A 21,710-nucleotide genomic window follows, 5' to 3' on the forward strand; every position below is an offset into this window, starting at 1 on the left:
TGGCGTGCCGATTCTGCACCGCAGGGGCGTTTGAAGCCCTGGTGCGGTCCAGCATAGTGCAAACAGGTCGCGCAGAACGTGCCTGTTTCACGACCGGCTCGAGAGAGGGCCGCTGATAGACTGACTCGAAACCACAATCCGCCTGTCCGTCCCGTCCGCCACCGACCCTTGGAACAACGCCTTCCCGCCCTTCACCTGATCGACGCTGAAACGCTCGATCTGGACCAGGCCCTGCAACTGCTGCAGCAGGCCGGGGCGTCGCTTCCGGACGAAGTGCCCTACAGCGCTGCCTGGCTGCAGGGCGTGCTCGACGCGCTGTGCGACCTGTCGAGCCGGGATGCGCTGACCGGCCTGGTCAACCGCCGCAGCTTCGAGATGGCCCTGGCCCGCGAGGTCGACCGTGTGGCGCGTTCGGGCGAGGCGGCGCTGCTGCTGATGCTGGACATCGACCACTTCAAGGCCGTCAACGACACCCACGGTCATATCGCCGGCGACCATGTCATCCGCGCGGTGGCCGGCGCCATTGCGCAGACCGTGCGGCCGATGGATCTGGTCGCCCGCGTCGGCGGCGAGGAGTTCGGCATCATCCTGCCCAACTGCGCCACCCACGTGGGCTTGGCCGTGGCGCAGCGCGTGCGCGAGCGCGTTGCCGAACTCAGCATCGAGATCAGTTCCGGCCAGATGCTCGGCGTCACCGTCAGCATCGGCGGTGCGTTTGCGCCGCAGTGGGTGCGCTCATCGCCGCTGCTGTGGACGGAGCGGGCGGACCGCCAGCTCTACCGCGCCAAGGCTGAAGGCCGCAACCGCGCCTGCCTCGAACCCCAGATCGACTCCCTGGTCAGCGCCGAAGAAAAGGGCATGTTGTTCGCTTCCCTGAATTCAGATCTGCAACAGGACACGCCATGAGCACTGCACCCGATCCTGCTGCGTCCGCCACGTCGCCGCCGCGCGCCACGCGCGGCAGCGCCCGCACCGTTGCCGTCACGAGCGGCAAGGGCGGCGTCGGCAAGACCTTCGTGACCGCCAACCTCGCTGCGGCGCTCGCCGCGCAAGGCCAGAAAGTGCTGGTGCTGGATGCGGACCTCGGCCTGGCCAACCTCGACGTGGTGCTGAACCTGCACCCCAAGCTGACGCTGCACGACGTCTTCACCGAAAAGGCCACGCTCGAGCAGGCCATCCTGCCTGCGCCCGGCGGCTTCTTCGTGCTGCTGGCGGGCTCCGGCATGGTCGAGTACTCGCGGCTCACGCCCGAAGTGCGCGACAAGCTGCTGCACATCATCGACCTCGTCAAGCCGCGCTTCGACTGGGTGCTGCTAGACACCGGCGCCGGCATCTCGGACGTCGTCCTCTACGCGGTCTCGCTGGCGACGGACGTGCTGGTCGTTGCTACGCCGGAGCCAACTTCGCTGACCGACGCCTACGCGACGATCAAGGTGCTGGCCACCCAGCAGGAACGCCGCCATGTGGGCCTGGTCGTGAACCAGGCCAACCGTGTCGGCGAAGGCAAGCTGATCTGCGGCCAACTGCAGCAGGTGCTGCAGCGCTTCGTCGGCCCGCAGCCGGGGCAGACGTTCCGGCTGGAACTCTTCGCCGAGGTGAAGGCCGATCCGGCCGTCAAGCAAGCGGTGCTGAAACGCCAGCTGATGCTGGAGCACTATCCCGGCTGTGACGCGGCGCAGGCCATCCGGGCCCTGGCGGCGAAGCTCATTGGCTGAGGCGTCCGCCACGGCGTTCGAGTGGATCGGCGGCGAGGCGCGCGTTCGCGAACTCGTCGACCGCTTCTACGACCTGATGGACCTGGAGCCGGCCTATGCGCGGCTGCGCGCGGCGCATGGCAACAGCCTGGACAGCGCGCGCGACAAGCTGTTCTGGTTCCTGTGCGGCTGGCTGGGCGGGCCTGACCACTACATCAGCCGCTTCGGCCACCCGCGCCTGCGGGCGCGGCACCTGCCGTTTCGCATCGGCATCGCCGAGCGTGACGAGTGGCTGGCCTGCATGGCGCAGGCCATGCAGGAGACCGGGGTCGACCCGGCCCTGCACGCCCGGCTGGCCGAGTCCTTTGCGGGCACGGCCGACTGGATGCGCAACGTCTAGTCGAGCCTGAACGCGAAGTCCTGCTGGAACATCGCGTCGCCCTGGCACTGATAGCCGGCCAGAGCAGTCTCCACCGAGCGCTGCAGCGCTCGCCGCGTCTTGCCGTCCATGGCCCCTTGCGCCACACGGAAGTCGCTGCCGACCACGCGGCCGCCGCGCACCGTGGCCATCACCTGCAGCACGGCTTCGCCGCTCCAGTGGACGGCAGGCAGTTCAGGCTTGGGCATGACCGAGCAGACCGCCCCGGGCGAGTGCATTTGCGGCTGGACGACCGGCAACAGGCCGACATCGGTGCCAGTCGACGCCGTCGACACCCCCGGTCCGGCCTCGGGCCGCGACGGCGCAGTGTGAATGGCAGGCTCCTGTGTCGAGGCCACCTCGAAGACGGGCACCGGGACGAGGATGGGCTGTGGTTCATGCAGCGTCGGCTGGGTCGCCCGCGGCGGTTCGGTCGGCGGCGGCAGCTCCCGCGCTTCGGGCGGCAAAGGCTTCACCGTCGTCACCTCCCGCGCCCTCGGCGCGGGCTTCATCAGCCCGATGCTCAGCGCATAGATCGCGGCCAGATGCACGGCAAGGACCAGGCCAATGCCCAAGTAGTTCTTCGGCTGGGGCGCGCGGTCGGCGTAGGCGTGGGGCAGGTTCATGGGCTCTCCTCTGCTGCGGTTGGGGAACCAGGTGTCGCGCTGCGGCGGCTTGAGTCCAGGCTACTCCCGCGCAGCGGCAACGGTCAATGCGCGCCGCGTGTCGACGACGCGACGCGCCAGCCCGTCGTCAGCCGCCTGTCAGGGCGTTCCGGCGAGGAGCACGATGAGCGCGCCGGCGCCGCCATCGCTGGCGCGCGCCTGCACGAAGGCCAACACTTCGTTCTTCTGCACCAGCCAGCGGCGTACACGGCCCTTCAGCACCGGCTCGCGGCCCGGCGAGCCGTGGCCCTTGCCGTGCACCACGCGCACGCAGCGCAGGCCGCGCCGCGCGCTGTCCTGGATGAACTGGCCCAGCGCCTCGCGCGCGCCATCGCGGCGCAGGCCGTGCAGGTCCAACTGGGCTTGCAGCGCCCAGTGGCCGCGGCGCAGCTTGCGCACGACCTCCAGGCCGATGCCTTCGCGTCGGAAGCTCAGCGTCTCGTCGGTGTCCAGCAGCGTGTCGACGTCGATCTCGTCGGACAGTGCCTGCAGCAGCACGGCGCGCTCGTCGGCCTCGCGCTGGCGCGGCTCGGGTGCGGGCAGCTCGCGCTCATGCAGCACGCGGTCCACGCTGCGCAGCGGTGTCACCGGGCCGACGGTCAGCTCGAAGACACGCCGTTCCTGCTCGGCCAGGCGCATCACTGCGGCGAGGCGTTCGCGCTCGACCTCGGCCGCCAGCCGCGCCGCGGCCAGCTCGCGGGCCAGCGGCTTGAGGTCGGCGAGGCTGCGTACCGTCTCCGGCTTGCTCACATCAATCCCCGCTCGGCGAAGGACACGACGCCGCCGGCACCGACCACGAGATGGTCCACGACGCGCACGTCCACCAGCGCGAGCGCCTGGCTGAGCTGGCGCGTCAGCAGCTCGTCCGCCTTGGACGGCTCGGCGACGCCGCTGGGATGGTTGTGCGCCAGGATGGCTGCGCCGGCGCCGAGCGCGAGCGCGCGCTTGACGACTTCGCGGGGATGCACGGTCGTCGACGTGAGCGAGCCTTGAAAGAGCGTTTCCATGGCGATGAGCCGCAGCTGCGCGTCGAGGAACATCACCGCGAACACCTCATGACCCAAGCTGCCGAGGTGCAGGCGCAGGTAGGTCTTTACCGTGTCCACGTCGTTCATCGTCGACTTCTCGACGAGCTGCTGGTTCAGCGAGCGCCGCGCGATCTCCAGCACGGCGGCGATCTCCGCGCGCTTGGCCGGCCCCAGGCCCTTGACCTTGCCGAGGTCTTGCACGCTGGCCGCCAGCAGCCCGGCCCAGCCGCCGAAGCGGTCCAGCAGGCTCTGCGCCAGCTGCAGGACTGGCGTGCCCTGGATGCCGGTGCGCAGCAGCAAGGCCAGCAGTTCGGCATCGGCCAGTGCCTGCGGACCGCGGGCGAGCAGCTTCTCGCGCGGGCGGGCGTCCGGGGGCAGGTGGGTCAGCGGCATAAAATCGGCAGTCTAGCCAAGCGCTCTCTGACCTCTCCCGAATGAATCCCATCCAGGCCGGCTCCTTCCTCACGCTGCACTACCGGCTCTCGGGCCCGGACGGCGCCGACATCGTCAACACCTTTGACGACAAGCCGGCGACGCTGTCGCTGGGCGCCGGCCAGCTGTCGCCCGCCATCGAGGCGCGCCTCATCGGCCTGCCCGAGGGGGCACACGAGCGTTTCGAGCTGGCCGCGGGCGAAGCCTTCGGTGACCGCAACCCCGAGCTGCTGCAGCGCGTGAAGCTGAGTCTGCTGCGGCAGCTGGGCGACCCGGACGAGGTCTATTCGGTCGGCGATGTGGTGCAGTTCCCCGGCCCGGACGGGCAGGGCGGCTATGCCGGCGTGGTGCGCGAGCTGGGGGACGAGGCGCTGTTGTTCGACTTCAACCACCCCCTCGCCGGCCAGCCGGTCAGCTTCGAAGTCCAAGTGATCGGGGTGCTGTGATGAACGCCATCTTGCAACCCCAGGAAGTGCTGCTGGCCGAACCGCGCGGCTTCTGCGCCGGCGTCGACCGTGCGATCGAGATCGTCGAGCGCGCGCTCGTGAAGTTCGGCGCGCCCATCTACGTGCGCCATGAGATCGTCCACAACACCTATGTCGTCAACGACCTGAAGTCGCGCGGCGCCATCTTCATCGAGGACCTGGCGGAGGTGCCGCCCGGCGCGACGCTGGTGTTCAGCGCCCATGGCGTCAGCCAGGAGGTGCGCCGCGAGGCCGCCGCGCGGGGCTTCAACGTGTTCGACGCCACTTGCCCGCTGGTCACCAAGGTCCACGTCGAGGTGGCCAAGCTGCACCGCGAGGGCTATGAGTTCATCATGATCGGCCACAAGGGCCACCCCGAGGTCGAGGGCACGATGGGCCAGCTGTCCGAGGGCATCTTCCTCGTCGAGGACGTCGAGGATGTGTCCAAGGTGCAGGTGCGCGATCAGAGCAAGCTCGCGGTCGTCACGCAGACGACGTTGAGCGTGGACGACGCCGCCGAGATCCTGGCCGAGGTGAAGCGCGTGTTTCCCCAGGTGCGCGAGCCCAAGAAGCAGGACATCTGCTACGCCACGCAAAACCGTCAGGACGCCGTCAAGGTGCTGGCGCCGCAGGTGGACGTCGTCATCGTCGTCGGCAGCCCAACGAGCTCCAACAGCAACCGCCTGCGCGAGCTGGCCGAGCGGCTGGGCACGCCGGGCTACATGGTCGACTCCGCCGAGGACTTGAAAGCGGAGTGGCTGGACGGCCGCGCCCGCGTGGGCCTGACGGCTGGCGCTTCCGCCCCCGACGTGCTGGTGCAGGCCGTCATCCACCGCCTGCGTGAGCTGGGCGCGACCACGGTGCGCAGCCTGGCGGGCGTGGAGGAGCATGTGCGCTTCCCGCTGCCGCTGGGCCTGGGCGACAAGTCCATGGCCGAGGTGAGCGCGTCACGATCTTGAAGCCGGTGCGTCCAGCTTCCGGCGGCGCCTGATCTCGGCGCCGCTTTCGTATTCGATTCCTGAAGGTTTACTCCCATGCTCGACATCACCCAGCTGCGCAAGGACCTCGATGCCGTCATCGACGGCCTGAACGCGCGCAAGAACCCGCAGCCCTTCCTCGACGTGGCGCGCTACAAGGCACTCGAAGCCGATCGCAAGGCCGTGCAGACGCGCACCGAGGAGCTGCAGGCCCGCCGCAACGCGCTGTCCAAGCAGATCGGCATGGCCAAGGGCAAGGGCGAGGACGCCTCGGCTTTGATGGGCGAAGTGGGCGGCATCGCCGACGAGCTCAAGGCCGGCGCCGAGCGCCTGGAAGCCATCCAGGCCGAGCTCAACGACATGCTGATGGGTGTGCCCAACCTGCCGGACGCCAGCGTGCCTGCCGGCGCCGATGAACATGGCAATGTCGAAGTGCGCCGCTGGGGCCAGCCGCGCACGTTCGACTTCGACGTCAAGGACCACGTCGACCTCGGCGCGCTGCTGGGCCTGGATTTCGAGACCGGCGCCAAGCTGTCGGGCTCGCGCTTCAGCTTCCTGCGCGGCCCGGTGGCGCGCCTGCACCGCGCGCTCGCGCAGTTCATGCTGGACGTGCAGACCAACGAGCACGGCTACACCGAGTGCTACACGCCCTACATCGTCAACCGCGAGATCCTTGAAGGCACGGGCCAACTGCCCAAGTTCAAGGAAGACATGTTCTGGGTTCTGCGGGGCGGCGACGATGAGCAGGCCGAGCAGTACCTGATCTCGACATCCGAGATCTCGTTGACCAACACCGTGCGCGACAGCGTGCTCAAGGCCGAAGACCTGCCCGTCAAGATGACGGCCCACAGCCCCTGCTTCCGATCGGAAGCAGGCTCCGCCGGCCGGGACACGCGGGGCATGATCCGCCAGCACCAGTTCGACAAGGTCGAGATGGTGCGCATCGAGCAGCCTGAGCACAGCATGGCCGCGCTGGAGGAGATGACGGGGCATGCCGAAGCCATCCTGCAGAAGCTGAACCTGCCGTACCGCACCATGCTGCTGTGCACCGGCGACATGGGTTTCGGTGCGACCAAGACCTACGACCTGGAGGTCTGGCTGCCGGCGCAGAACACCTACCGCGAAATCAGCTCCTGCTCGAACATGGGCGCCTTCCAGGCCCGTCGCATGCAGGCGCGATTCAAGAACGCGCAGGGCAAGAACGAGCTGGTGCACACGTTGAACGGCTCCGGCCTGGCGGTAGGCCGCACGCTGGTGGCGGTGCTGGAAAACTATCAGCGCGCCGATGGCAGCGTCGAAGTGCCCGAGGCGCTGCGGCCCTACATGGGCGGCATCGACACGCTGCGTCCCTGAGCGGCAGCGAAAAGCTGGCTATAATGGCCGGCTTCACTCGCACCACAGCGTACCGATTCAGGAGAGGTGGCAGAGTGGTCGAATGTACCTGACTCGAAATCAGGCGTACGGTATCCCCGTACCGAGGGTTCGAATCCCTCCCTCTCCGCCAAATTCCTTGTCAATCAAGGACTTACGAAACCCGCCCAGTGCGGGTTTCTTCGTTTCTGGCGCTCGTTCCCTAAACCCATTTCCGAACCTGCGGTGCTACCGCTGGGTTTGGCCCGCTCGAACGGCGCGGCGGTAGGCCTTTCTCGTGATCGCTTCCTCGCAGTGCCCGCGCAGGTTGGGCGCGGCCTTGATGTTGTCGATTCTGCCGACCGCTTTGGGTCGGTTGCCCGGGTGGCGCGCGGGACGCGCGAGCCCTGCTGAGGAATAGGGTCAACCCCTATCGGCGATATGAATGATAGCGATACCAATTTGATAGCGATAACGCGGCGTCTAAACGCCAGCGCGCATGGATTTTGGCGGCCGATGGCCCTGGGGTAACCACTCAGATAGCGTTACCAAAAAACGTCAAGCTTCGCGGGCTAACCCTATCAAGAGGCCCGGCGCGGTCCATTAGATTCGCCGCGATGGTTGCGCTCTGCAACAAAAAAGAGAGCGCAATCATTCTTGGTAGTTGCGACGACTAAAAGCATCGCAAAAGGCCGCCGAGTCCAACAGATAGCCAGGAGACATCATGAACGCTGACAAATATCGACGTTTAAGCAAGAACGGACGCCGCCATAGGCCGATCGCGATTGCCTGCCACCTGACGGCAGCGCTGTTCGCCACCACGGCAGCGCGTGCGCAAGACACCAAGCAGTCGCTGGAAACCGTCGTCGTGACGGGTATCCGCAGTTCCCTTGAATCGTCGACCAACCTGAAGCGACAGGCCACTGGCCTCGTCGACGGCATCGTGGCCGAAGACATCGGCAAGTTCCCCGACACCAACCTCGCCGAGTCGATGCAGCGTATCGCCGGCGTGTCCATCGACCGCAACATGAGCGGTGAGGGCTCGCGAGTCACCGTTCGCGGCGTCGGCCCGCAATTCAACATGGTGCTGCTGAACGGCCGGCAAATGCCGACCTCTGACGGCGCTGGGCGCGCCTTCGACTTCGCCAACCTGTCGTCCGACGCGATTTCCGCGCTCGAGGTGTACAAGACCGCCCGCGCGTCGTCGCCGACGGGCGGCATCGGCGCCACCATCAATGTCAAGACGGCCCGCCCGCTGGATATGCGCGAACGCATCGCCAGCATCGGCATCAAGGCCAACTATGACCAGTCGGTCTCCCGCCTGCCGGATGAGATCGCGGGCGACAAGGTCACGCCCGAGATCTCCGGCCTCTACAGCGACAGCTTTGGCAACCGCACGATCGGCATCGCGATCAGCGGCAGCTACTCCAAGCGCAGCTCGGGCTCCAACAATGCGTTCACCGGCAACGGCTGGCAGACCGTGCCCTACAACCAGCCCAACGGCGCGTTTGCCAAGCCGGCCAATCCAGACGGTTCGTTCGCTGGCCCGCTCGACGGCCTCAAGAACTTCCCCACCAGCGGCTTTACCTCGCACACGAACGACGTGCGCTACCGCACGAGCAGCCTGGACCGTGAGCGCCTGAACGGTCAGCTTGTCCTGCAGTACGCCCCCTCAAAGGACCTGAAGTTCACGCTGGACCACACGCTGGCCGTCAACGCCACCCAGAACCGGGCCATCGAGAACTCCTCCTGGTTCGGTCCATCGTTCTCGGGCTCCCTGCTCGGCGCGCCCGCCACGACGTTCTCCAGGGTGGGAGACGTCTCCGATCCGATCATCCAGACGGCCACCTGGAACGATCCCACGACGCCTGGGGTGTACACGCACGACTACGCGATGTACGCCGCCCTGTTCGCGAACAAGACGAAGTTGAATTCCACCGGTTTCAACGCCGCATGGAAGATCAGCGAAAGGCTGAACGTCGACCTCGACGCTCATTCGTCGAAGTCCCGCACCCGACCGGACAGCCCTTACGGCTCCGGCAACGTCATCGACCTGGCGCTGTTCAACCAGGGCAACACGACGATGTACTACGACCAGAAGTTCCCGGTCATGGAGTCGAAGAACCTGGCGTACGACTCGAACAAGACCACGGTCACCGGTTCTCAGTTCGAAAACAACATTTCCGATCAGGATGTCGACCAGGCACAGTTGAGCGGAACGTACAGGCTGAGTGCCGAAGACAAGCTGCTTGTGGGCCTGGGCTTCACCAAGCTGAAGAACCGTTCGGCGGGTTCCAACAACTTCCACGGCGACTGGGGCGGCATCGGTCCTCAGGGCTCGTTCAAGAACATGACCGTGGCGCAGTACAGCCTGCCCAGCTTCTTCAACCGGATTCCGGGCAGCAGCGACCCGCGCCAGTTCCCCACGTTCTTCGTGCCCAACTTCGAGGAGCTGCGCACGCAAGCCATCAAGAATGCGCAGTCGTATCGCCCGACGTCCCTGCCGCCCGGCAACCCACTGTCCGCGCAAGAGGCGGAAGACTACTTCTCGCCTTACAAGGACTTCGTCAACGGCAACGACTGGCGCACCACCGAGAAGTCCACCTCTGCCTATGGTCAGTGGGACCACTCGTTCGACACATCGATCCCGATGAACCTGTCGGTCGGTATGCGCTACGAGCAAACCAAGATCACGTCGTCTTCTCAGGTCACCTCCTACAACGGCACCGTGTGGTACGCGGAAAACGAGGTGAGGCTGACTGGCGCTACCACCACGTTCGGCACCAAGACGGGCAAGTACGCCTATTGGCTGCCGAGCATTGACTGGGATGCCGACCTGACGTCCAACCTCAAGGTGCGCGCCAGCTACGGTGTCAACATCGGTCGTCCGAATTTCGGAGACATGCTGGGCGGGATTGCTCTGAACGCGAACTCGGGACGCTACAACATCCACGGTGCCGGCTCGACGGGCGACCCGGCCCTGAAGCCGCTGAAGTCCAAGAACCTCGACCTGTCTGCCGAGTACTACTACGCCAAGTCGTCCTATGTGGCAGCGGGCGCCTTCTACAAGAAGGTGAGCGACTTCTTCAGCACGAAGGTGGTTGAGCAGACCTTCGCGGGCCTGAACCAGCCCGCCAGCGGCACGTACTACAACGCCGCGCGCGCCGCAGGTATTGCCCCCGACAGCCCCAAGCTGCTCCGCAACTACATCTTCCAGAACTACAACGGCCAGCCAGGGGTCACGATCACCGACAGCACTGATCCGAACTTCCTGAAGGGCAACATCGAGGGCATCGTCCCGGGCGCTCAACCGCTCGTGTTCGACATCACGACGCCGTCGAATGCCGGTGGCGACACCATCAAGGGCTTGGAGTTCAACTTCCAGCACATGTTCGGCAACAGTGGCTTCGGCATTTCGGGCAACTACACCTTGGTCCGGAGTGGCCTGAAGTACAACAACAACACCGCGACGACTGCAGTGCAGTCCCCTCTGGTGGGTGTCAGCGATTCGGCCAACCTCGTGGGCTTCTTCGAGAACGACCAGTGGTCGATCCGCGCCGCCTACAACTGGCGTGATGCGTTCCTCGCGGCGACCAACGACAACGGCAACAACCCGCGGTACACCGATGCATATGGTCAGGTGGACGCCTCCATCGGCTACAAGATTGGCAAGAACCTGACCCTTCAGGCCGACTTGCTGAACTTGAACGATGGCTACATCCGCAACTACGGCCGTACCAAGACCCAGCACATCTCCGCCATTCAAACGGGCCGCCGTTACCTGATCGGTGCTCGCTATCGCTTCTGAGCGTTAGTCCTTTGTCTGCCGGCCTCCGCCGGGAAGGGGCTTTGGGGGCCGGCAGACCTCTCGATGTGCGAACGACATTCCCGGAGACGCGTTTGAAGTCCCTCCCCACCGCCTGCCTCGCGCTCGCCATGGTGTTCAGCGGCATGGTGCATGCCGCCGGTGCTGATGCCGACACCCAGGCCCGCCAGATCGTCTCGAAGCTCACGCTCGACGAGAAGGTGGAACAACTGCTCAACGGCGCGCCGGCCGTCCCGCGCCTGAACATCCCCGCCTACAACTGGTGGACCGAGTCGCTGCACGGCGCCTTCGGCCCAGGCGCCACCACCAACTTCCCGCAGCCCGTCGGCCTGGCCGCGAGCTTCAACGACAAGTTGATGCAGGACGTGGCCGCCAGCATCAGCACCGAGGTGCAGGCCGTGTATGCGCTGGGGCGCCACAAGCCCAACCCGAACCGCATCGGCGGTGCGCTGAACACCTGGTCGCCCAACATCAACATCTTCCGCGACCCCCGCTGGGGCCGCGGCCAGGAAACCTATGGCGAGGACCCATTCCTCACCGCCGAGCTCGGCAAGGCCTACGTGCGCGGCATGCAGGGGCCCGACGCAGCACGGCCCCTCGTCATTGCCAGCCCCAAGCACTTCGCGGTGCACAGCGGGCCGGAGTCCACGCGGCATTCGGTGGACGTGTGGGTGTCGGCGCAGGACCTGGAGGACACCTACCTGCCCGCCTTCCGCGCCGCCATGGTGGATGCGCAGGCCGGCTCCATCATGTGCGCCTACAACCGCGTCAACGGCGAACCGGCATGCGCCAGCCAGAGCCTGCTGGTGAAGACGCTGCGCGAGGATTGGAAGTTCAAGGGTTATGTGGTGTCGGACTGCGACGCGGTCGTCGACATCAGCGTCAACCACAAGTACGCGGTCGATGCCGCCGCCGGGGCCGCTGCGGCGCTCAAGGCCGGCGTGGACAACGAGTGCAACGGCGCGACGCTGGCGCACAAGCCCGGCCTCGGCGAGCCCTACAAGGAAGCGCTGAAGCGTGGCTATATCCGCCAGGCCGACATCGACACGGCCCTCGTGCGCCTGTTCTCGGCCCGCATCCGCGCCGGCGACCTGCCTGGCCTGGCCGAGCGCCAGTTCCCCGCCGGAAGCGCCATCAACTCGCCGGCGCACCGCGCGCTGGCGTTGCGCTCGGCCGTCGAGAGCATCGTGCTGCTGAAGAACGACGGCGCATTGCCGCTGAAGGGCTCGGCGCGTATTGCCGTCGTCGGCCCGCTGGCGGACGCGCGCCGTGTGATGCGCGGCAACTATTCATCAGGCAACACCGGGCCCACGCTGACCGTGTTTGAGGGCCTGCGCGAGCAGTTCACGCCGGCGCAGGTGGAGCTCGTCCCATTCAGCCCGTCCATCACCGATGGTGACCCGGTGCCGCAGCAGGTCTTCGTCACGCCCGATGGCAGCGCCGGCCTGAAGGCCAGCTACTTCAAGCTGCAGGCTGGCTCGCCGAACGACATCGGCAAGCGTCGCTTCGAGGCCCAGCCCGTGGGAAGCCATGCCGTTGCGCAGATCGAATCGCGCCCGCAGGAGTTCACCGAGGTCGGCACGACGGTTCGCACCGTCTGGACGGGCGCCTTCATCGCGCCCGAGACCGGCAGCTACCGGCTGGGTGTGGCCGGCATGAAGGGCCACGTGCGCATCGCCGGGCGCGACGTCGTGCTGGCCAGGCAGCCCACGCGCTGGGCCGAGCCTGTCGCGCTGACGCAGGTGGACCTGAAGAAGGGCGAGCGCTATGCGCTGCAGTTCGAAGCCGAATCCGGCGTCGGCGCCCCGCCGGGCATGGTCTGGAAGCGTGTGTCGCGCCAGCCCGTGGCCGAACTGCGCGCGGCCGCGGCGAAGGCCGACGTGGTGGTCGCCGTCGTCGGGCTCACCTCCGACCTCGAAGGCGAGGAGATGCCCGTCAAGATCGACGGCTTCAGCGGCGGGGACCGCACCAAGCTCGACCTGCCGGCCGACCAGCGCGCCTACCTGCAGGAAGTGGCCAAATCGGCCAAGCCGGTGGTGGTGGTGAACCTGAGCGGCAGCGCCATCGACCTGTCGTGGGCGCACGCCAACGCGGCGGCCGTCATTCAGGCGTGGTACCCAGGGGAGGGCGGTGGACAGGCCATTGCGCAGGTGCTGGCCGGCGCGGCCAACCCGGCCGGGCGCCTGCCGGTCACGTTCTACAAGAGCGCGGACGACCTGCCGCCCTTCGACGACTACCGCATGGCCGGCCGCACCTACCGCTTCTTCGACAAGCCGGTGGTCTACCCCTTCGGCCACGGCCTGAGCTACTCGACCTTCCGCTACGAGCCGGTGAAGGTGGAGGTGCTGGATGACGGCAAGGCGGCCCCGAGCGTCGTCGTGCGCACCGCCATCACCAACACCAGCGCGCGCGATGGCGACGAAGTGGCCCAGCTCTACCTCACGCCGCCGCGCTTCGAAGGCGCCCCGAAGCTGGCGCTGCGCGGCTTCCAGCGCTTGCACCTGAAGGCCGGCGAGCGGCGCGAGGTGAGCTGGCGCCTCGACGCCCGCGACCTCAGCTTTGTCGACCGCGACGGCGTGCGTCAGGTCATGCCCGGCAGCTACCGCGTCAGCGTCGGCGGCGGCCAACCCGACACCGGCGCGCCGGCTGAAAGCACCACGTTCTCGCTCGCCCGGCCGCTGACGCTGCCGCGCTGATCAAACCTCTCGAACCGTATCTCTCGTGACCATGAAATCACTGCGTTCCTCCCTGTTCGCCGTCCTGCTCGCCACGACGGGCGGCGCCTTCGCCCAGGACGGCACCATCTACCCGCTCTCGGCCATCGCCGAGCCCAACGCGATCAAGCTGGGCACGGGCGGCGTCAACAACCAGCCGGCGTCCGAGAGCTGGTTCAAGCAGTGGGGCGAGCCCATGGTGCGCAACGTCACCACGGCCACGCTGACGCCCTACCTGCCGGCGCCGGGCAAGGGCAATGGCGCGGCGGTGCTCGTCGCGCCGGGCGGCGGCTTCCGCTGGCTGTCCATCAACAACGAGGGCTGGAAGGTGGCGCAGGCCCTGGCCGACAAGGGCATCGCGGCTTTCGTGCTCAAGTACCGCCTGCACCCGACGCCTGACACGATCGACCGCTTCAAGCAGTCGATGGACCGCATGTTCACCGCCGCGAGCAGCAACACGGACGGCAACCCCCGCGCCGTCGTGCCCGACTTGAACAACCAGCTCGCCGACGCCGAGGCGGCCTATGCGCTCATCGTGTCGCGCGCCAAGGAGTGGGGCGTGGACACCAAGCGCCTGGGCATGATGGGCTTCTCGGCCGGCGCGGGCTTGACGATGCACAGCACGCTGAACTCCAAGACCATGAAGCTCGCCTTCATCGCCCCGATCTACGGCGGCATGGGCCCGGTCGACGTGCCCAAGGACGCCCCGCCCATGTTCACCGCCATTGCGGCCGACGACTTCCTGTTCAAGGGCCAGTTCGGCGTGGTGAAGTCCTGGTTCGATGCCGGCAAGCCGGTCGAGTTCCACCTCTACCAGAACGGCGGCCACGGTTTCGGCCTGGGCTACCCAGGCAACACCGCCAACGGCTGGTTCCCGGTGTTCCACCACTGGCTGGACGTGAACGGCTTCCTTAAAGCCAAGCCCTGATCAGAAAACGGTCTGCAGGAGAGCATCCTTCGCGACCCACGGCTTCCGCCGGCGAGTACGTCGTGCACACGCAAGATGACCACGGCGCGGGTGCCGCGCTCCGGGCTGTGGAGGCGCCACCTGAAGCTCGCCAGCATCGGTACCGTAGAAACCGAAGCGGCGCATCTTGGTTCCCTGCAGTCCTATCCGCCGTCATCCTCTCCGGTCGCCGCCGTTGCCTCGCCATGCCAGCGCCGCAAGGCCCGTTGGAAGAACAGGGTGTTGGGTAGCTGCAGGCTGGTGCCGTTGCTCGCGTCGCCGCTTTCGCGCAGCGTGGTGTAGACGAGGTTGATGTCCGCGACCCTTCCTTTGACGAGGGGTGTGCCGCCAGGCTCCAGCAGTTCCACGACGTCACCGACGCGGAAGGCGCGTGTGATGTAGATCAGCAGCGCGCAGAACAGGTTGGACAGCACGCTCCATGCGGCGAAGAAGGCAACCGCGGCGACGGTGGCGAAGCCGGTGAAGGCTGACCACAGCACGGCGCCGGAAACGCCGAACCGCTCCAGCGCCCATAGCAGCGCGCTGCCATAGACCAGCACGGCTGCGATGCGCAGGAAGAGGGTGGCGAAGTTGACGGGCAGGCCGTAGGTGCGGCTGGCGCGGCGCATCAGCTGTCGGGCCAGCCGCATCGCCAGCCACGCGGCCAGGCTGATGAGCAGCACTTCCAGCAGCGGCACCAATGTGTCGAGCCAGTCTGCCGCCCAGCCGGGCAAGCGTTCATGCAGGGACTGCAGCAGTTTTCTCATGGACTTGGGCGATCGCGAGCGCTCATCCGTGGCGCCGGGGCGTTAGTTTCACCCCTTTCAGGGCCACCCCGAAGATCTGGCGAGATGCCTTGAACGTCGTGAACCGCCCTGAGGCCAGTCCAGTCCCGTGCAGGCCCGTTGGCTTGAATCAGGCGGTCGTGATCAGCTGCGCTTCACCTGCTTTGGATGAGGGCGGCCCTTTCGGCCCTTTTCAGGGGACGGGTCGGGAGGCCTCTCCGTGTTGCGACAGCCCACCGTCGACAACCCGTACTGGGCCAGCGCCTGGATCCACGGCTGTGAGCAGGCCACGGCGGCCACGGCGTCCAGCACCTCTTTGGAGCTGTCGTCGTTGAGCATTTGAACGAGCACCCGGCGCACGACGACCTGAGGCTCGGGAAATGACGTCGACCTGAACGATACGGGGCATGAGACGTGAGGTCGTGTCCCTGCAAGTTCGGATTTGCTGATGACGACGAAATCGACGCGTCCGAGGCAGAGCTTGCCCAGGTTGCTGATGTGATCTTGCGCGTCCTCTCGAAACACCTTGCCGTCCGCGATCGCCGGCCCCAGCAAGCGATAGACGTGGCCTGCAATGCCGCCTAGCTTCAGTCCGTTCAGGTTGTCCAGCGAAGACACGTTCAAAGGACGCACACTGACGATGAGGTTCTCATCAACCATCACCGGTTCGGACCATGTGCCAAGCTGTTGGGCCGCCGGCACGAGGAACTCGGGCGCCAGAAACAGCGCCACCCCGGAGAACGCCCGGTCGCTCAGCGCCAGCTCCAGTCGGCGCCTGGGCACGTTGTCGAGGTGGAGCTTCTTGCGCCCGTCCAGGGCCTGGTTGAGCAGCTCGACGAAGGTCCTGGCCAGGCCAGCCGTTCGCTCCGTCCCTATGGGAACGAATGGGGGCTGGCCGTAGCTGTTCATCGCAGGCAATGAAGGCTCCGCCCATGCCAGCTGAGCCGCGGGGCTGAGCGCCATGACGAAAGCGAACGCAGGCAAACGGCCGAGCTGCCTGCTTGACGTCGCCAGCGGTTTACCCCTTGCCATGCCCAGTCCGGTGGGTTGTATTGACCGTCAAGCCGCCTGCGCCGGTGAAGCGATCCTCCATGCAAAGAGATGTTAGGTCCGCACCGCCCCGGGCAGCAAATTTTCACTGCCATTCCGCATCCGCGTCGCATCGATGAGACCTTCACCGGAACCGCAAGAGGCTGGCAGCGAACGGAACTCAATCATCGCGGTGACCTTCATCACGTCGTGACAGAGCACCGGGTTGACGCCCCACGCGAGCGCGAGCCGCCGCGCCGTGGCGCGCGGCCGTTCGTCCCGCATCGCCGCACATGGTTCGCTTGCCTGCCTTGTGCGGACGTTGCGTTCTTCACGTGGATGGCGCCCCCGGGGCGGCTCCTGAAGTTGCGACGTCGTAAAAAAGAACAGGTCCCGCAGGACCCGTCTTCAGGAGCTTGTCGGCCTCACTTGACCGTCAGCACCCACTTGGCGAGCGTCTCGGCCTCGGCGGGGCTGACCTGCGTGTTGGCAGGCATGGGCACAGGCCCCCAGACGCCGGCGCCACCCTTGACGATTTTCTCGGACAGCTTCTTCACGGCATCCTTGTCCTTGGCGTACTTGGCGGCCACGTCCTTGTAGGCCGGGCCGACCAGCTTCTTGTCCACCGCATGGCAGGCCATGCAGTTCTTCTTCTGGGCCAATTCCTGGTTGGCCATGGCGGCGGCAGGAATGAACAGGGCGAGGCTGAGGATCAGGGATTTCATGCAAACCTTTCCGGTCGTTGGACTACAGTGAACGCAAAGATACCCGAAGGAGTTGACGCATGGCGTTTGTATTGATCGGCGTGCTGTTCATTGTGCTCAGGCTTGGCGGCTGGGTCCAGTTCAACCAGGACGACTTCTGGGCCTGGGTCATCGTGCTGTCGCCTTTCCCGCTGGCCGCCCTGTGGTGGTGGTTCGCGGACAAGACCGGTATGACGCAGAAAAAGGCCATGGATGCGCTCGACGCCAAGAAGGCGGCACGCCGGGAGCAGCTGATGGAAGGGCTGGGCCAGGCGCGGCCGGGTGGCAAGAAACGGCGCTGAACGGCCGGGGCTGGACAGGGCCTTATTCAAAAAGATCGAGCACCGCCCCGGAACTCGCGCTGGACGCGTTCTTTGCGAACTTGGCCAGCACGCCCCGTGTGTAGCGCGGCGCCGGCTTCACCCACGCTGCGCGGCGTTTGGCCAGTTCGTCGTCGCTGACGTTGAGGTTCAGCAGCAACTGGTGCGCATCGATGGTGATCGAGTCGCCCTCCTGCACCAGCGCAATGACGCCGCCCTCGTAGGCCTCCGGCGCCACATGCCCCACCACCATGCCCCAGGTGCCGCCCGAGAAGCGGCCGTCGGTGATCAGGCCCACGCTCTCGCCCAGGCCCTGGCCGATCAGCGCACCGGTGGGCGCCAGCATCTCCGGCATGCCGGGGCCGCCCTTGGGGCCCAGGTAGCGCAGCACCATCACGTCGCCGGCCACGATCTTGTTGGCCATGATGGCCGCCAGCGCGCTCTGCTCGTCGTCGAAAACGCGCGCCGGGCCGGTGATGACCGGGTTCTTCAGGCCGGTGATCTTGGCGACGCAGCCCTCTGGGCTCAGGTTGCCCTTCAGGATGGCGAGGTGGCCCTCGGCGTAGATCGGCTGCGACACCGGTCGGATGACCGGCTGCTCGGGCGACAGGTCGGGCACGCTGGCGAGGTTCTCGGCCACCGTCTTGCCGGTGATGGTGATGCAGTCGCCATGCAGCAGGCCGGCCTTCAGCAGCTCTTTCATGACCGCGGGGATGCCGCCCGCCTTGTGCAGGTCCACGGCCAGGAACTGGCCGCTGGGCTTGAGGTCGCACAGCACGGGGATCTTCTTGCGCATGCGCTCGAAGTCGTCGATGGTCCAGTCCACCTCGGCCGCGTGGGCGATGGCCAGGAAGTGCAGCACCGCGTTCGTCGAGCCGCCCGTGGCCATGATGACGGCGACCGCGTTCTCGATCGCCTTCTTGGTGACGATGTCGCGCGGCTTCAGGTCCGCCTTGACCGCCTCGACCAAGTAGACGGCGGCCTTCTTCGTGTTCTCGACCACCTCGTCCTCGACGTTGGACATGCTGGACGAGTAGGGCAGGCTCATGCCCAGCGCCTCGAAGGCCGAGCTCATCGTGTTGGCGGTGTACATGCCGCCGCAGGAGCCGCTGCCGGGGATGGCACGCTTCTCGATCTGGCAGAAGTCTTCCTCACTCATCTTGCCGGCTGAAAATTGGCCGACGGCTTCGAAGACGCTGACGATGTTGAGATCCTGGCCTTTGTAGTGGCCGGGCTTGATGGTGCCGCCGTAGATGTAGATGGCCGGCACGTTGGCGCGCAGCATGCCCATCATGCCGCCGGGCATGTTCTTGTCGCAGCCGCCGATGACCATGACGCCGTCCAGCCACTGGCCGCCCACGCAGGTTTCCACGCAGTCGGAAATGACCTCGCGCGACACCAGGCTGTACTTCATGCCCTCGGTGCCCATGGCCATGCCGTCGGAGATCGTCGGCGTGCCGAACAGCTGCGCGTTGGCGCCGGCTGCCTTCAGGCCGATGACGGCGGCGTCGGCGAGCTTCTGCAGGCCCGAGTTGCACGGCGTGATCGTCGAGTGGCCGTTGGCGATGCCGATCATGGGCTTGCCGAAGTCGCTCTCCTGGTAGCCCATCCCGTAGTACATGGAGCGGTTGGGGGCGCGGGCCACGCCCTCGGTGATGTTCTTGCTGCGGCGGTTGAAGCTCATGGCGGTCTCCTCGTGAAGCCGGCAGTTTGGCGCGCACCGCTTTGCTTATCAAATATATTGTTCACGCCGAATCAATATGCTGCGTGAATCGATGATCGAACTTCGCCCCCTTCAGCAGTTCCTCGCAGTGGCCGAGCTGCTGCACTTCGGCCGCGCCGCCGAGCGCCTGCACATGAGCCAGCCGCCGCTGACCCAGGCGGTGCGCAAGCTGGAGGCCCAGTTGGGCGTGCAGCTCTTCGAGCGCAGCAGCCGCAGCGTGCGCCTGACGGCTGCCGGCGCGGCGCTGCAGGCCGCTGCCGCCAAGCTGCTGGCCGAGGCCGCTGCGCTGCCCGCCGAGGTGCGCGCCGTGGCCGACGGCGTGGCCGGCCGGCTGCGGCTGGCCTTCGTGTCGACGGTCGGCTTCGGCGGCCTGCCGCTGTGGCTGCGGACCTTCCGCGAGGCCTGCCCCCAGGTGGCGCTCGCGCTGCGGGAGGCGACGCTGGACGTGCAACTCGACGAGTTCGCCGCTGGCGGCATAGACGCCGGTTTCGTCATCCACACGCCCGGCCAGGCGCCGGGGGGCTTCGAGCGCCTGTCCATCGGCGTCGAGCCGCTGGTGCTGGCCTTGCCCAGCAGCGACGAGCCGCCCAGCGATGTGCAATGCCTGGCGGCACCGCTGGTCATCTTCCCCCGCGAGGTCGCGCCCTCGCTGTACGACGCCATCCTGGCCCACCATGGCAGCGCCGGCGTGGCACAGGAGGCCATCCAGATGCAGACCATCATTAACCTCGTCTCGGCCGCCATCGGCGTGGCCTGGGTGCCTGCCAGCCTGCAGGGGCTGCAGCGGGCCGGCGTCGTGTACCGCGCCATGCCCGGGGCGCCCGAGGTGGAGACCAGCCTGGTCTGGCGCGCCGACGCGCCGCCGGTCGTCGCCCGCTTCGTCGAGCACGTGGCCCGCCACGCCTGAACCCGGCCAGAAAAAGGCGCTGGCTATGATGCGCGCCGCTTCCTGCTTCCCTTTCGAGCCATGCTGGTTCACCCCCAGTTCGACCCCATCGCCATCAACCTCGGCCCGCTGGCCGTGCACTGGTACGGCGTCACCTACCTGATCGCCTTCGGCCTCTTCCTGTGGCTGGCCAGCGTGCGGGCGCGCATGCCCCAGCACGCGGCCGTGGGCTGGACGAAGCGGGACGTCGACGACGTGCTGTTCTACGGCGTGCTGGGCGTCGTGCTGGGCGGGCGGCTGGGCTATTGCCTGTTCTACAAGCCCGACTACTACATCCACCACCTCGCCGAGGTCTTCGCGGTCTGGAAGGGCGGCATGTCCTTCCACGGCGGCCTGCTGGGGGTGTTGTTCGGCCTGTGGCTGTTCGGGCGCCAGCGCCGGCGCGGCTTCTTCGAGGTGTCGGACCTGATCGCGCCCTGTGTGCCGACCGGCATCATGGCCGTGCGGCTGGGCAACTTCGTCAATGGCGAGCTGTGGGGGCGACCAGCGCCCGCCGATCTGCCTTGGGCGATGGTGTTCCCGCAGGCCAACGACGGTGGCATCGCCCGCCACCCGTCCCAGCTCTACCAGGCAGCCGGCGAAGGCCTGCTGCTGTTCATCATCCTGTGGTTCTATGCGCGCAAGCCGCGCGCCACGGGCCAGATCTCCGGCGTCTTCATGATGGGCTACGGCGCGCTGCGCTTCATGGCCGAGTACTTCCGCGAACCGGACGACTTCCTCGGCCTGCGCGCGCTGAACTGGAGCCAGGGCCAGTGGCTGAGCCTGCCGATGATCCTGGCCGGTGCCGCCATCTTTGCGTGGGCGACCAAGCGCAATGCGAGGCCCGTATGAGACAGATCTTCTTCGACACCGAGACCACCGGCCTGGAGGCCGACAAGGGCGACCGCATCATCGAGATCGGCTGCGTCGAGATGGTCAACCGCCAGCTGACCGGCAACAACCTGCACCTCTACATCAACCCCGAGCGCGCCAGCCACGAGGACGCGCTGCGGGTGCACGGGCTGACCGAGGCCTTCCTGTCGGACAAGCCCAAGTTCGCCGAGATCGTCGACCAGCTGCTGGGCTTCGTGGCCGGTGCGGAACTCGTCATCCACAACGCGCCCTTCGACATCGGCTTCATCAATGCCGAGCTCAAGCGCCTGCGCCGCGGCGTGCTGACCGACCACGTCGCCGGCGTGCGTGACACGCTCCTGATGGCGCGCGACCTCTTCCCCGGCAAGGCCAACTCCCTCGACGCGCTGTGCCGCCGCCTGGAGGTCGACAACTCCAAGCGCACGCTGCACGGCGCGCTCCTCGACGCCGAGCTGCTGGCCGACGTCTACATCCGCCTGACGCGCGGTCAGGACGCGCTGCTGATGGATGAGCATGGCGACTCGGCCGGCGGAGACATGGATGCCAAGGTCGAAGCGGTGGACCTGAGTCGCTTCGTGCTGCCGGTGCTGCGCGCCAGTGAGGCCGAGATCGCAGCGCACGCCCAGCTGCTGGCCGATCTCGACAAGGCGGCGGGCGGTGCCTGCCAGTGGCGCAAGATCGAGCCGCAAGCCGTGGCATAATCGCTGGCTTCCCGGAAGCCGGATGCTTCTTCAAGGGCGGTTAGCTCAGCGGTAGAGCACTGCCTTCACACGGCAGGGGTCGCAGGTTCGAACCCTG

Annotated in this window: 21 protein-coding genes and 1 tRNA gene; 14 read left to right on the forward strand and 8 right to left on the reverse strand. The window is 66.8% G+C overall.

Annotated elements, in window-relative coordinates; all coding sequences use genetic code 11:
- Window positions 1-168: 168 nt before the first annotated feature.
- The 3 genes from ASD35_RS24090 to ASD35_RS24100 are packed head-to-tail and all read left to right on the forward strand — an operon-like array spanning window position 169 to window position 2,094.
- Window positions 169-906 (forward strand): GGDEF domain-containing protein, encoded by a 738-nt coding sequence (locus ASD35_RS24090; protein ID WP_082580415.1) that lies wholly within the window; start codon window positions 169-171, stop codon window positions 904-906.
- On the forward strand, window positions 903-1,715 hold the full coding sequence (locus ASD35_RS24095) for a MinD/ParA family protein (protein WP_056877526.1): 813 nt from the start codon (window positions 903-905) through the stop codon (window positions 1,713-1,715). The genes ASD35_RS24090 and ASD35_RS24095 overlap by 4 nt, the downstream gene beginning before the upstream one ends.
- The gene (locus tag ASD35_RS24100) at window positions 1,708-2,094 is read left to right on the forward strand and encodes a group II truncated hemoglobin (protein ID WP_235538448.1); all 387 of its coding nucleotides are present in this window, start codon (window positions 1,708-1,710) and stop codon (window positions 2,092-2,094) included. Before ASD35_RS24095 ends, ASD35_RS24100 begins: the two co-directional genes overlap by 8 nt.
- Here the strand turns inward: ASD35_RS24100 and ASD35_RS24105 are convergent.
- The 3 genes from ASD35_RS24105 to radC form a co-directional block, all read right to left on the reverse strand.
- The gene (locus ASD35_RS24105) at window positions 2,091-2,738 is read right to left on the reverse strand and encodes a hypothetical protein (protein ID WP_056877528.1); all 648 of its coding nucleotides are present in this window, start codon (window positions 2,736-2,738) and stop codon (window positions 2,091-2,093) included. The genes ASD35_RS24100 and ASD35_RS24105 overlap by 4 nt on opposite strands.
- A gap of 138 nt (window positions 2,739-2,876) precedes the next feature.
- Window positions 2,877-3,527: a Smr/MutS family protein gene (locus ASD35_RS24110; protein WP_235538449.1), complete on the reverse strand. Its 651-nt coding sequence runs from the start codon at window positions 3,525-3,527 to the stop codon at window positions 2,877-2,879.
- On the reverse strand, window positions 3,524-4,198 hold the full coding sequence (gene radC, locus ASD35_RS24115) for a DNA repair protein RadC (RefSeq protein WP_056877530.1): 675 nt from the start codon (window positions 4,196-4,198) through the stop codon (window positions 3,524-3,526). Before radC ends, ASD35_RS24110 begins: the two co-directional genes overlap by 4 nt.
- 41 nt (window positions 4,199-4,239) lie before the next feature.
- On the opposite strand from radC, the gene ASD35_RS24120 reads away from it, so the two are divergent.
- From ASD35_RS24120 to ASD35_RS24150, 7 genes are all read left to right on the forward strand, one after another.
- On the forward strand, window positions 4,240-4,683 hold the full coding sequence (locus ASD35_RS24120) for a peptidylprolyl isomerase (RefSeq protein WP_056877531.1): 444 nt from the start codon (window positions 4,240-4,242) through the stop codon (window positions 4,681-4,683).
- On the forward strand, window positions 4,683-5,660 hold the full coding sequence (gene ispH, locus ASD35_RS24125; RefSeq protein WP_056877532.1) for a 4-hydroxy-3-methylbut-2-enyl diphosphate reductase: 978 nt from the start codon (window positions 4,683-4,685) through the stop codon (window positions 5,658-5,660). Before ASD35_RS24120 ends, ispH begins: the two co-directional genes overlap by 1 nt.
- Before the next feature lie 75 nt (window positions 5,661-5,735).
- Window positions 5,736-7,031, forward strand: coding sequence for a serine--tRNA ligase (gene serS, locus ASD35_RS24130; RefSeq protein ID WP_056877533.1), 1,296 nt, complete (start codon window positions 5,736-5,738; stop codon window positions 7,029-7,031).
- 60 nt (window positions 7,032-7,091) lie between these two features.
- Window positions 7,092-7,182 (forward strand) — tRNA-Ser (locus tag ASD35_RS24135).
- A 570-nt stretch (window positions 7,183-7,752) separates the two neighbouring features.
- Entirely contained in the window at window positions 7,753-10,836 is a 3,084-nt protein-coding gene (locus tag ASD35_RS24140) for a TonB-dependent receptor (RefSeq protein ID WP_056877534.1), read from the forward strand.
- Window positions 10,837-10,928: 92 nt separating this feature from the next.
- Complete coding sequence (locus ASD35_RS24145) at window positions 10,929-13,550, forward strand: glycoside hydrolase family 3 C-terminal domain-containing protein (RefSeq protein WP_200956098.1); 2,622 nt, start codon at window positions 10,929-10,931, stop codon at window positions 13,548-13,550.
- 31 nt (window positions 13,551-13,581) lie between these two features.
- Window positions 13,582-14,496 (forward strand): alpha/beta hydrolase, encoded by a 915-nt coding sequence (locus ASD35_RS24150; protein WP_056877535.1) that lies wholly within the window; start codon window positions 13,582-13,584, stop codon window positions 14,494-14,496.
- A gap of 182 nt (window positions 14,497-14,678) precedes the next feature.
- Here the strand turns inward: ASD35_RS24150 and ASD35_RS24155 are convergent, their stop codons facing one another.
- From ASD35_RS24155 to ASD35_RS24170, 4 genes are all read right to left on the reverse strand, one after another.
- Window positions 14,679-15,281, reverse strand: a complete 603-nt coding sequence (locus tag ASD35_RS24155) for a mechanosensitive ion channel family protein (protein ID WP_200956099.1) — start codon at window positions 15,279-15,281, stop codon at window positions 14,679-14,681.
- Window positions 15,282-15,443: 162 nt separating this feature from the next.
- On the reverse strand, window positions 15,444-16,331 hold the full coding sequence (locus ASD35_RS24160; RefSeq protein ID WP_056877536.1) for a hypothetical protein: 888 nt from the start codon (window positions 16,329-16,331) through the stop codon (window positions 15,444-15,446).
- A 72-nt stretch (window positions 16,332-16,403) separates the two neighbouring features.
- A complete protein-coding gene (locus ASD35_RS24165; RefSeq protein ID WP_056877537.1) occupies window positions 16,404-16,613 on the reverse strand; it encodes a hypothetical protein in 210 nt (69 codons plus the stop codon).
- Between the two features lie 140 nt (window positions 16,614-16,753).
- Window positions 16,754-17,053 (reverse strand): c-type cytochrome, encoded by a 300-nt coding sequence (locus ASD35_RS24170; protein WP_056877538.1) that lies wholly within the window; start codon window positions 17,051-17,053, stop codon window positions 16,754-16,756.
- Between the two features lie 59 nt (window positions 17,054-17,112).
- Between ASD35_RS24170 and ASD35_RS24175 the strand changes: the two genes are divergently transcribed.
- Entirely contained in the window at window positions 17,113-17,373 is a 261-nt protein-coding gene (locus ASD35_RS24175) for a TIGR04438 family Trp-rich protein (protein WP_082580417.1), read from the forward strand.
- 22 nt (window positions 17,374-17,395) lie between these two features.
- Here the strand turns inward: ASD35_RS24175 and ilvD are convergent, their stop codons facing one another.
- Entirely contained in the window at window positions 17,396-19,075 is a 1,680-nt protein-coding gene (gene ilvD, locus ASD35_RS24180) for a dihydroxy-acid dehydratase (protein ID WP_056877540.1), read from the reverse strand.
- Window positions 19,076-19,166: 91 nt separating this feature from the next.
- Between ilvD and ASD35_RS24185 the strand changes: the two genes are divergently transcribed.
- Genes ASD35_RS24185 through dnaQ form a run of 3 tightly spaced genes read left to right on the forward strand, consistent with a single transcriptional unit; the run spans window position 19,167 to window position 21,613 of the window.
- Window positions 19,167-20,021 carry a LysR family transcriptional regulator gene (locus tag ASD35_RS24185; RefSeq protein ID WP_200956100.1) on the forward strand — a complete coding sequence of 285 codons (855 nt, stop codon included), beginning with the start codon at window positions 19,167-19,169 and terminating at the stop codon, window positions 20,019-20,021.
- Window positions 20,022-20,081: 60 nt separating this feature from the next.
- Complete coding sequence (gene lgt / locus ASD35_RS24190; protein ID WP_056877541.1) at window positions 20,082-20,891, forward strand: prolipoprotein diacylglyceryl transferase; 810 nt, start codon at window positions 20,082-20,084, stop codon at window positions 20,889-20,891.
- Window positions 20,888-21,613, forward strand: a complete 726-nt coding sequence (gene dnaQ, locus ASD35_RS24195; protein ID WP_056877542.1) for a DNA polymerase III subunit epsilon — start codon at window positions 20,888-20,890, stop codon at window positions 21,611-21,613. Before lgt ends, dnaQ begins: the two co-directional genes overlap by 4 nt.
- The last annotated feature ends 97 nt before the right edge of the window (window positions 21,614-21,710 follow it).

The sequence above is a fragment of the Pelomonas sp. Root1444 genome, from assembly GCF_001426885.1.
Taxonomy (GTDB): Bacteria; Pseudomonadota; Gammaproteobacteria; order Burkholderiales; family Burkholderiaceae_C; genus Pelomonas.

Coding starts and splice junctions, on each gene's coding strand:
- ASD35_RS24095 (WP_056877526.1), top strand. CDS start 903: ATGAGCACTGCACCCGATCCTGCTGCGTCCGCCACGTCGCCGCCGCGC.
- ASD35_RS24105 (WP_056877528.1), bottom strand. CDS start 2,738: ATGAACCTGCCCCACGCCTACGCCGACCGCGCGCCCCAGCCGAAGAAC.
- radC (WP_056877530.1), bottom strand. CDS start 4,198: ATGCCGCTGACCCACCTGCCCCCGGACGCCCGCCCGCGCGAGAAGCTG.
- ASD35_RS24120 (WP_056877531.1), top strand. CDS start 4,240: ATGAATCCCATCCAGGCCGGCTCCTTCCTCACGCTGCACTACCGGCTC.
- ispH (WP_056877532.1), top strand. CDS start 4,683: ATGAACGCCATCTTGCAACCCCAGGAAGTGCTGCTGGCCGAACCGCGC.
- serS (WP_056877533.1), top strand. CDS start 5,736: ATGCTCGACATCACCCAGCTGCGCAAGGACCTCGATGCCGTCATCGAC.
- ASD35_RS24140 (WP_056877534.1), top strand. CDS start 7,753: ATGAACGCTGACAAATATCGACGTTTAAGCAAGAACGGACGCCGCCAT.
- ASD35_RS24150 (WP_056877535.1), top strand. CDS start 13,582: ATGAAATCACTGCGTTCCTCCCTGTTCGCCGTCCTGCTCGCCACGACG.
- ASD35_RS24155 (WP_200956099.1), bottom strand. CDS start 15,281: ATGAGAAAACTGCTGCAGTCCCTGCATGAACGCTTGCCCGGCTGGGCG.
- ASD35_RS24160 (WP_056877536.1), bottom strand. CDS start 16,331: ATGGCAAGGGGTAAACCGCTGGCGACGTCAAGCAGGCAGCTCGGCCGT.
- ASD35_RS24165 (WP_056877537.1), bottom strand. CDS start 16,613: ATGCGGGACGAACGGCCGCGCGCCACGGCGCGGCGGCTCGCGCTCGCG.
- ASD35_RS24170 (WP_056877538.1), bottom strand. CDS start 17,053: ATGAAATCCCTGATCCTCAGCCTCGCCCTGTTCATTCCTGCCGCCGCC.
- ASD35_RS24175 (WP_082580417.1), top strand. CDS start 17,113: ATGGCGTTTGTATTGATCGGCGTGCTGTTCATTGTGCTCAGGCTTGGC.
- ilvD (WP_056877540.1), bottom strand. CDS start 19,075: ATGAGCTTCAACCGCCGCAGCAAGAACATCACCGAGGGCGTGGCCCGC.
- ASD35_RS24185 (WP_200956100.1), top strand. CDS start 19,167: ATGATCGAACTTCGCCCCCTTCAGCAGTTCCTCGCAGTGGCCGAGCTG.
- lgt (WP_056877541.1), top strand. CDS start 20,082: ATGCTGGTTCACCCCCAGTTCGACCCCATCGCCATCAACCTCGGCCCG.
- dnaQ (WP_056877542.1), top strand. CDS start 20,888: ATGAGACAGATCTTCTTCGACACCGAGACCACCGGCCTGGAGGCCGAC.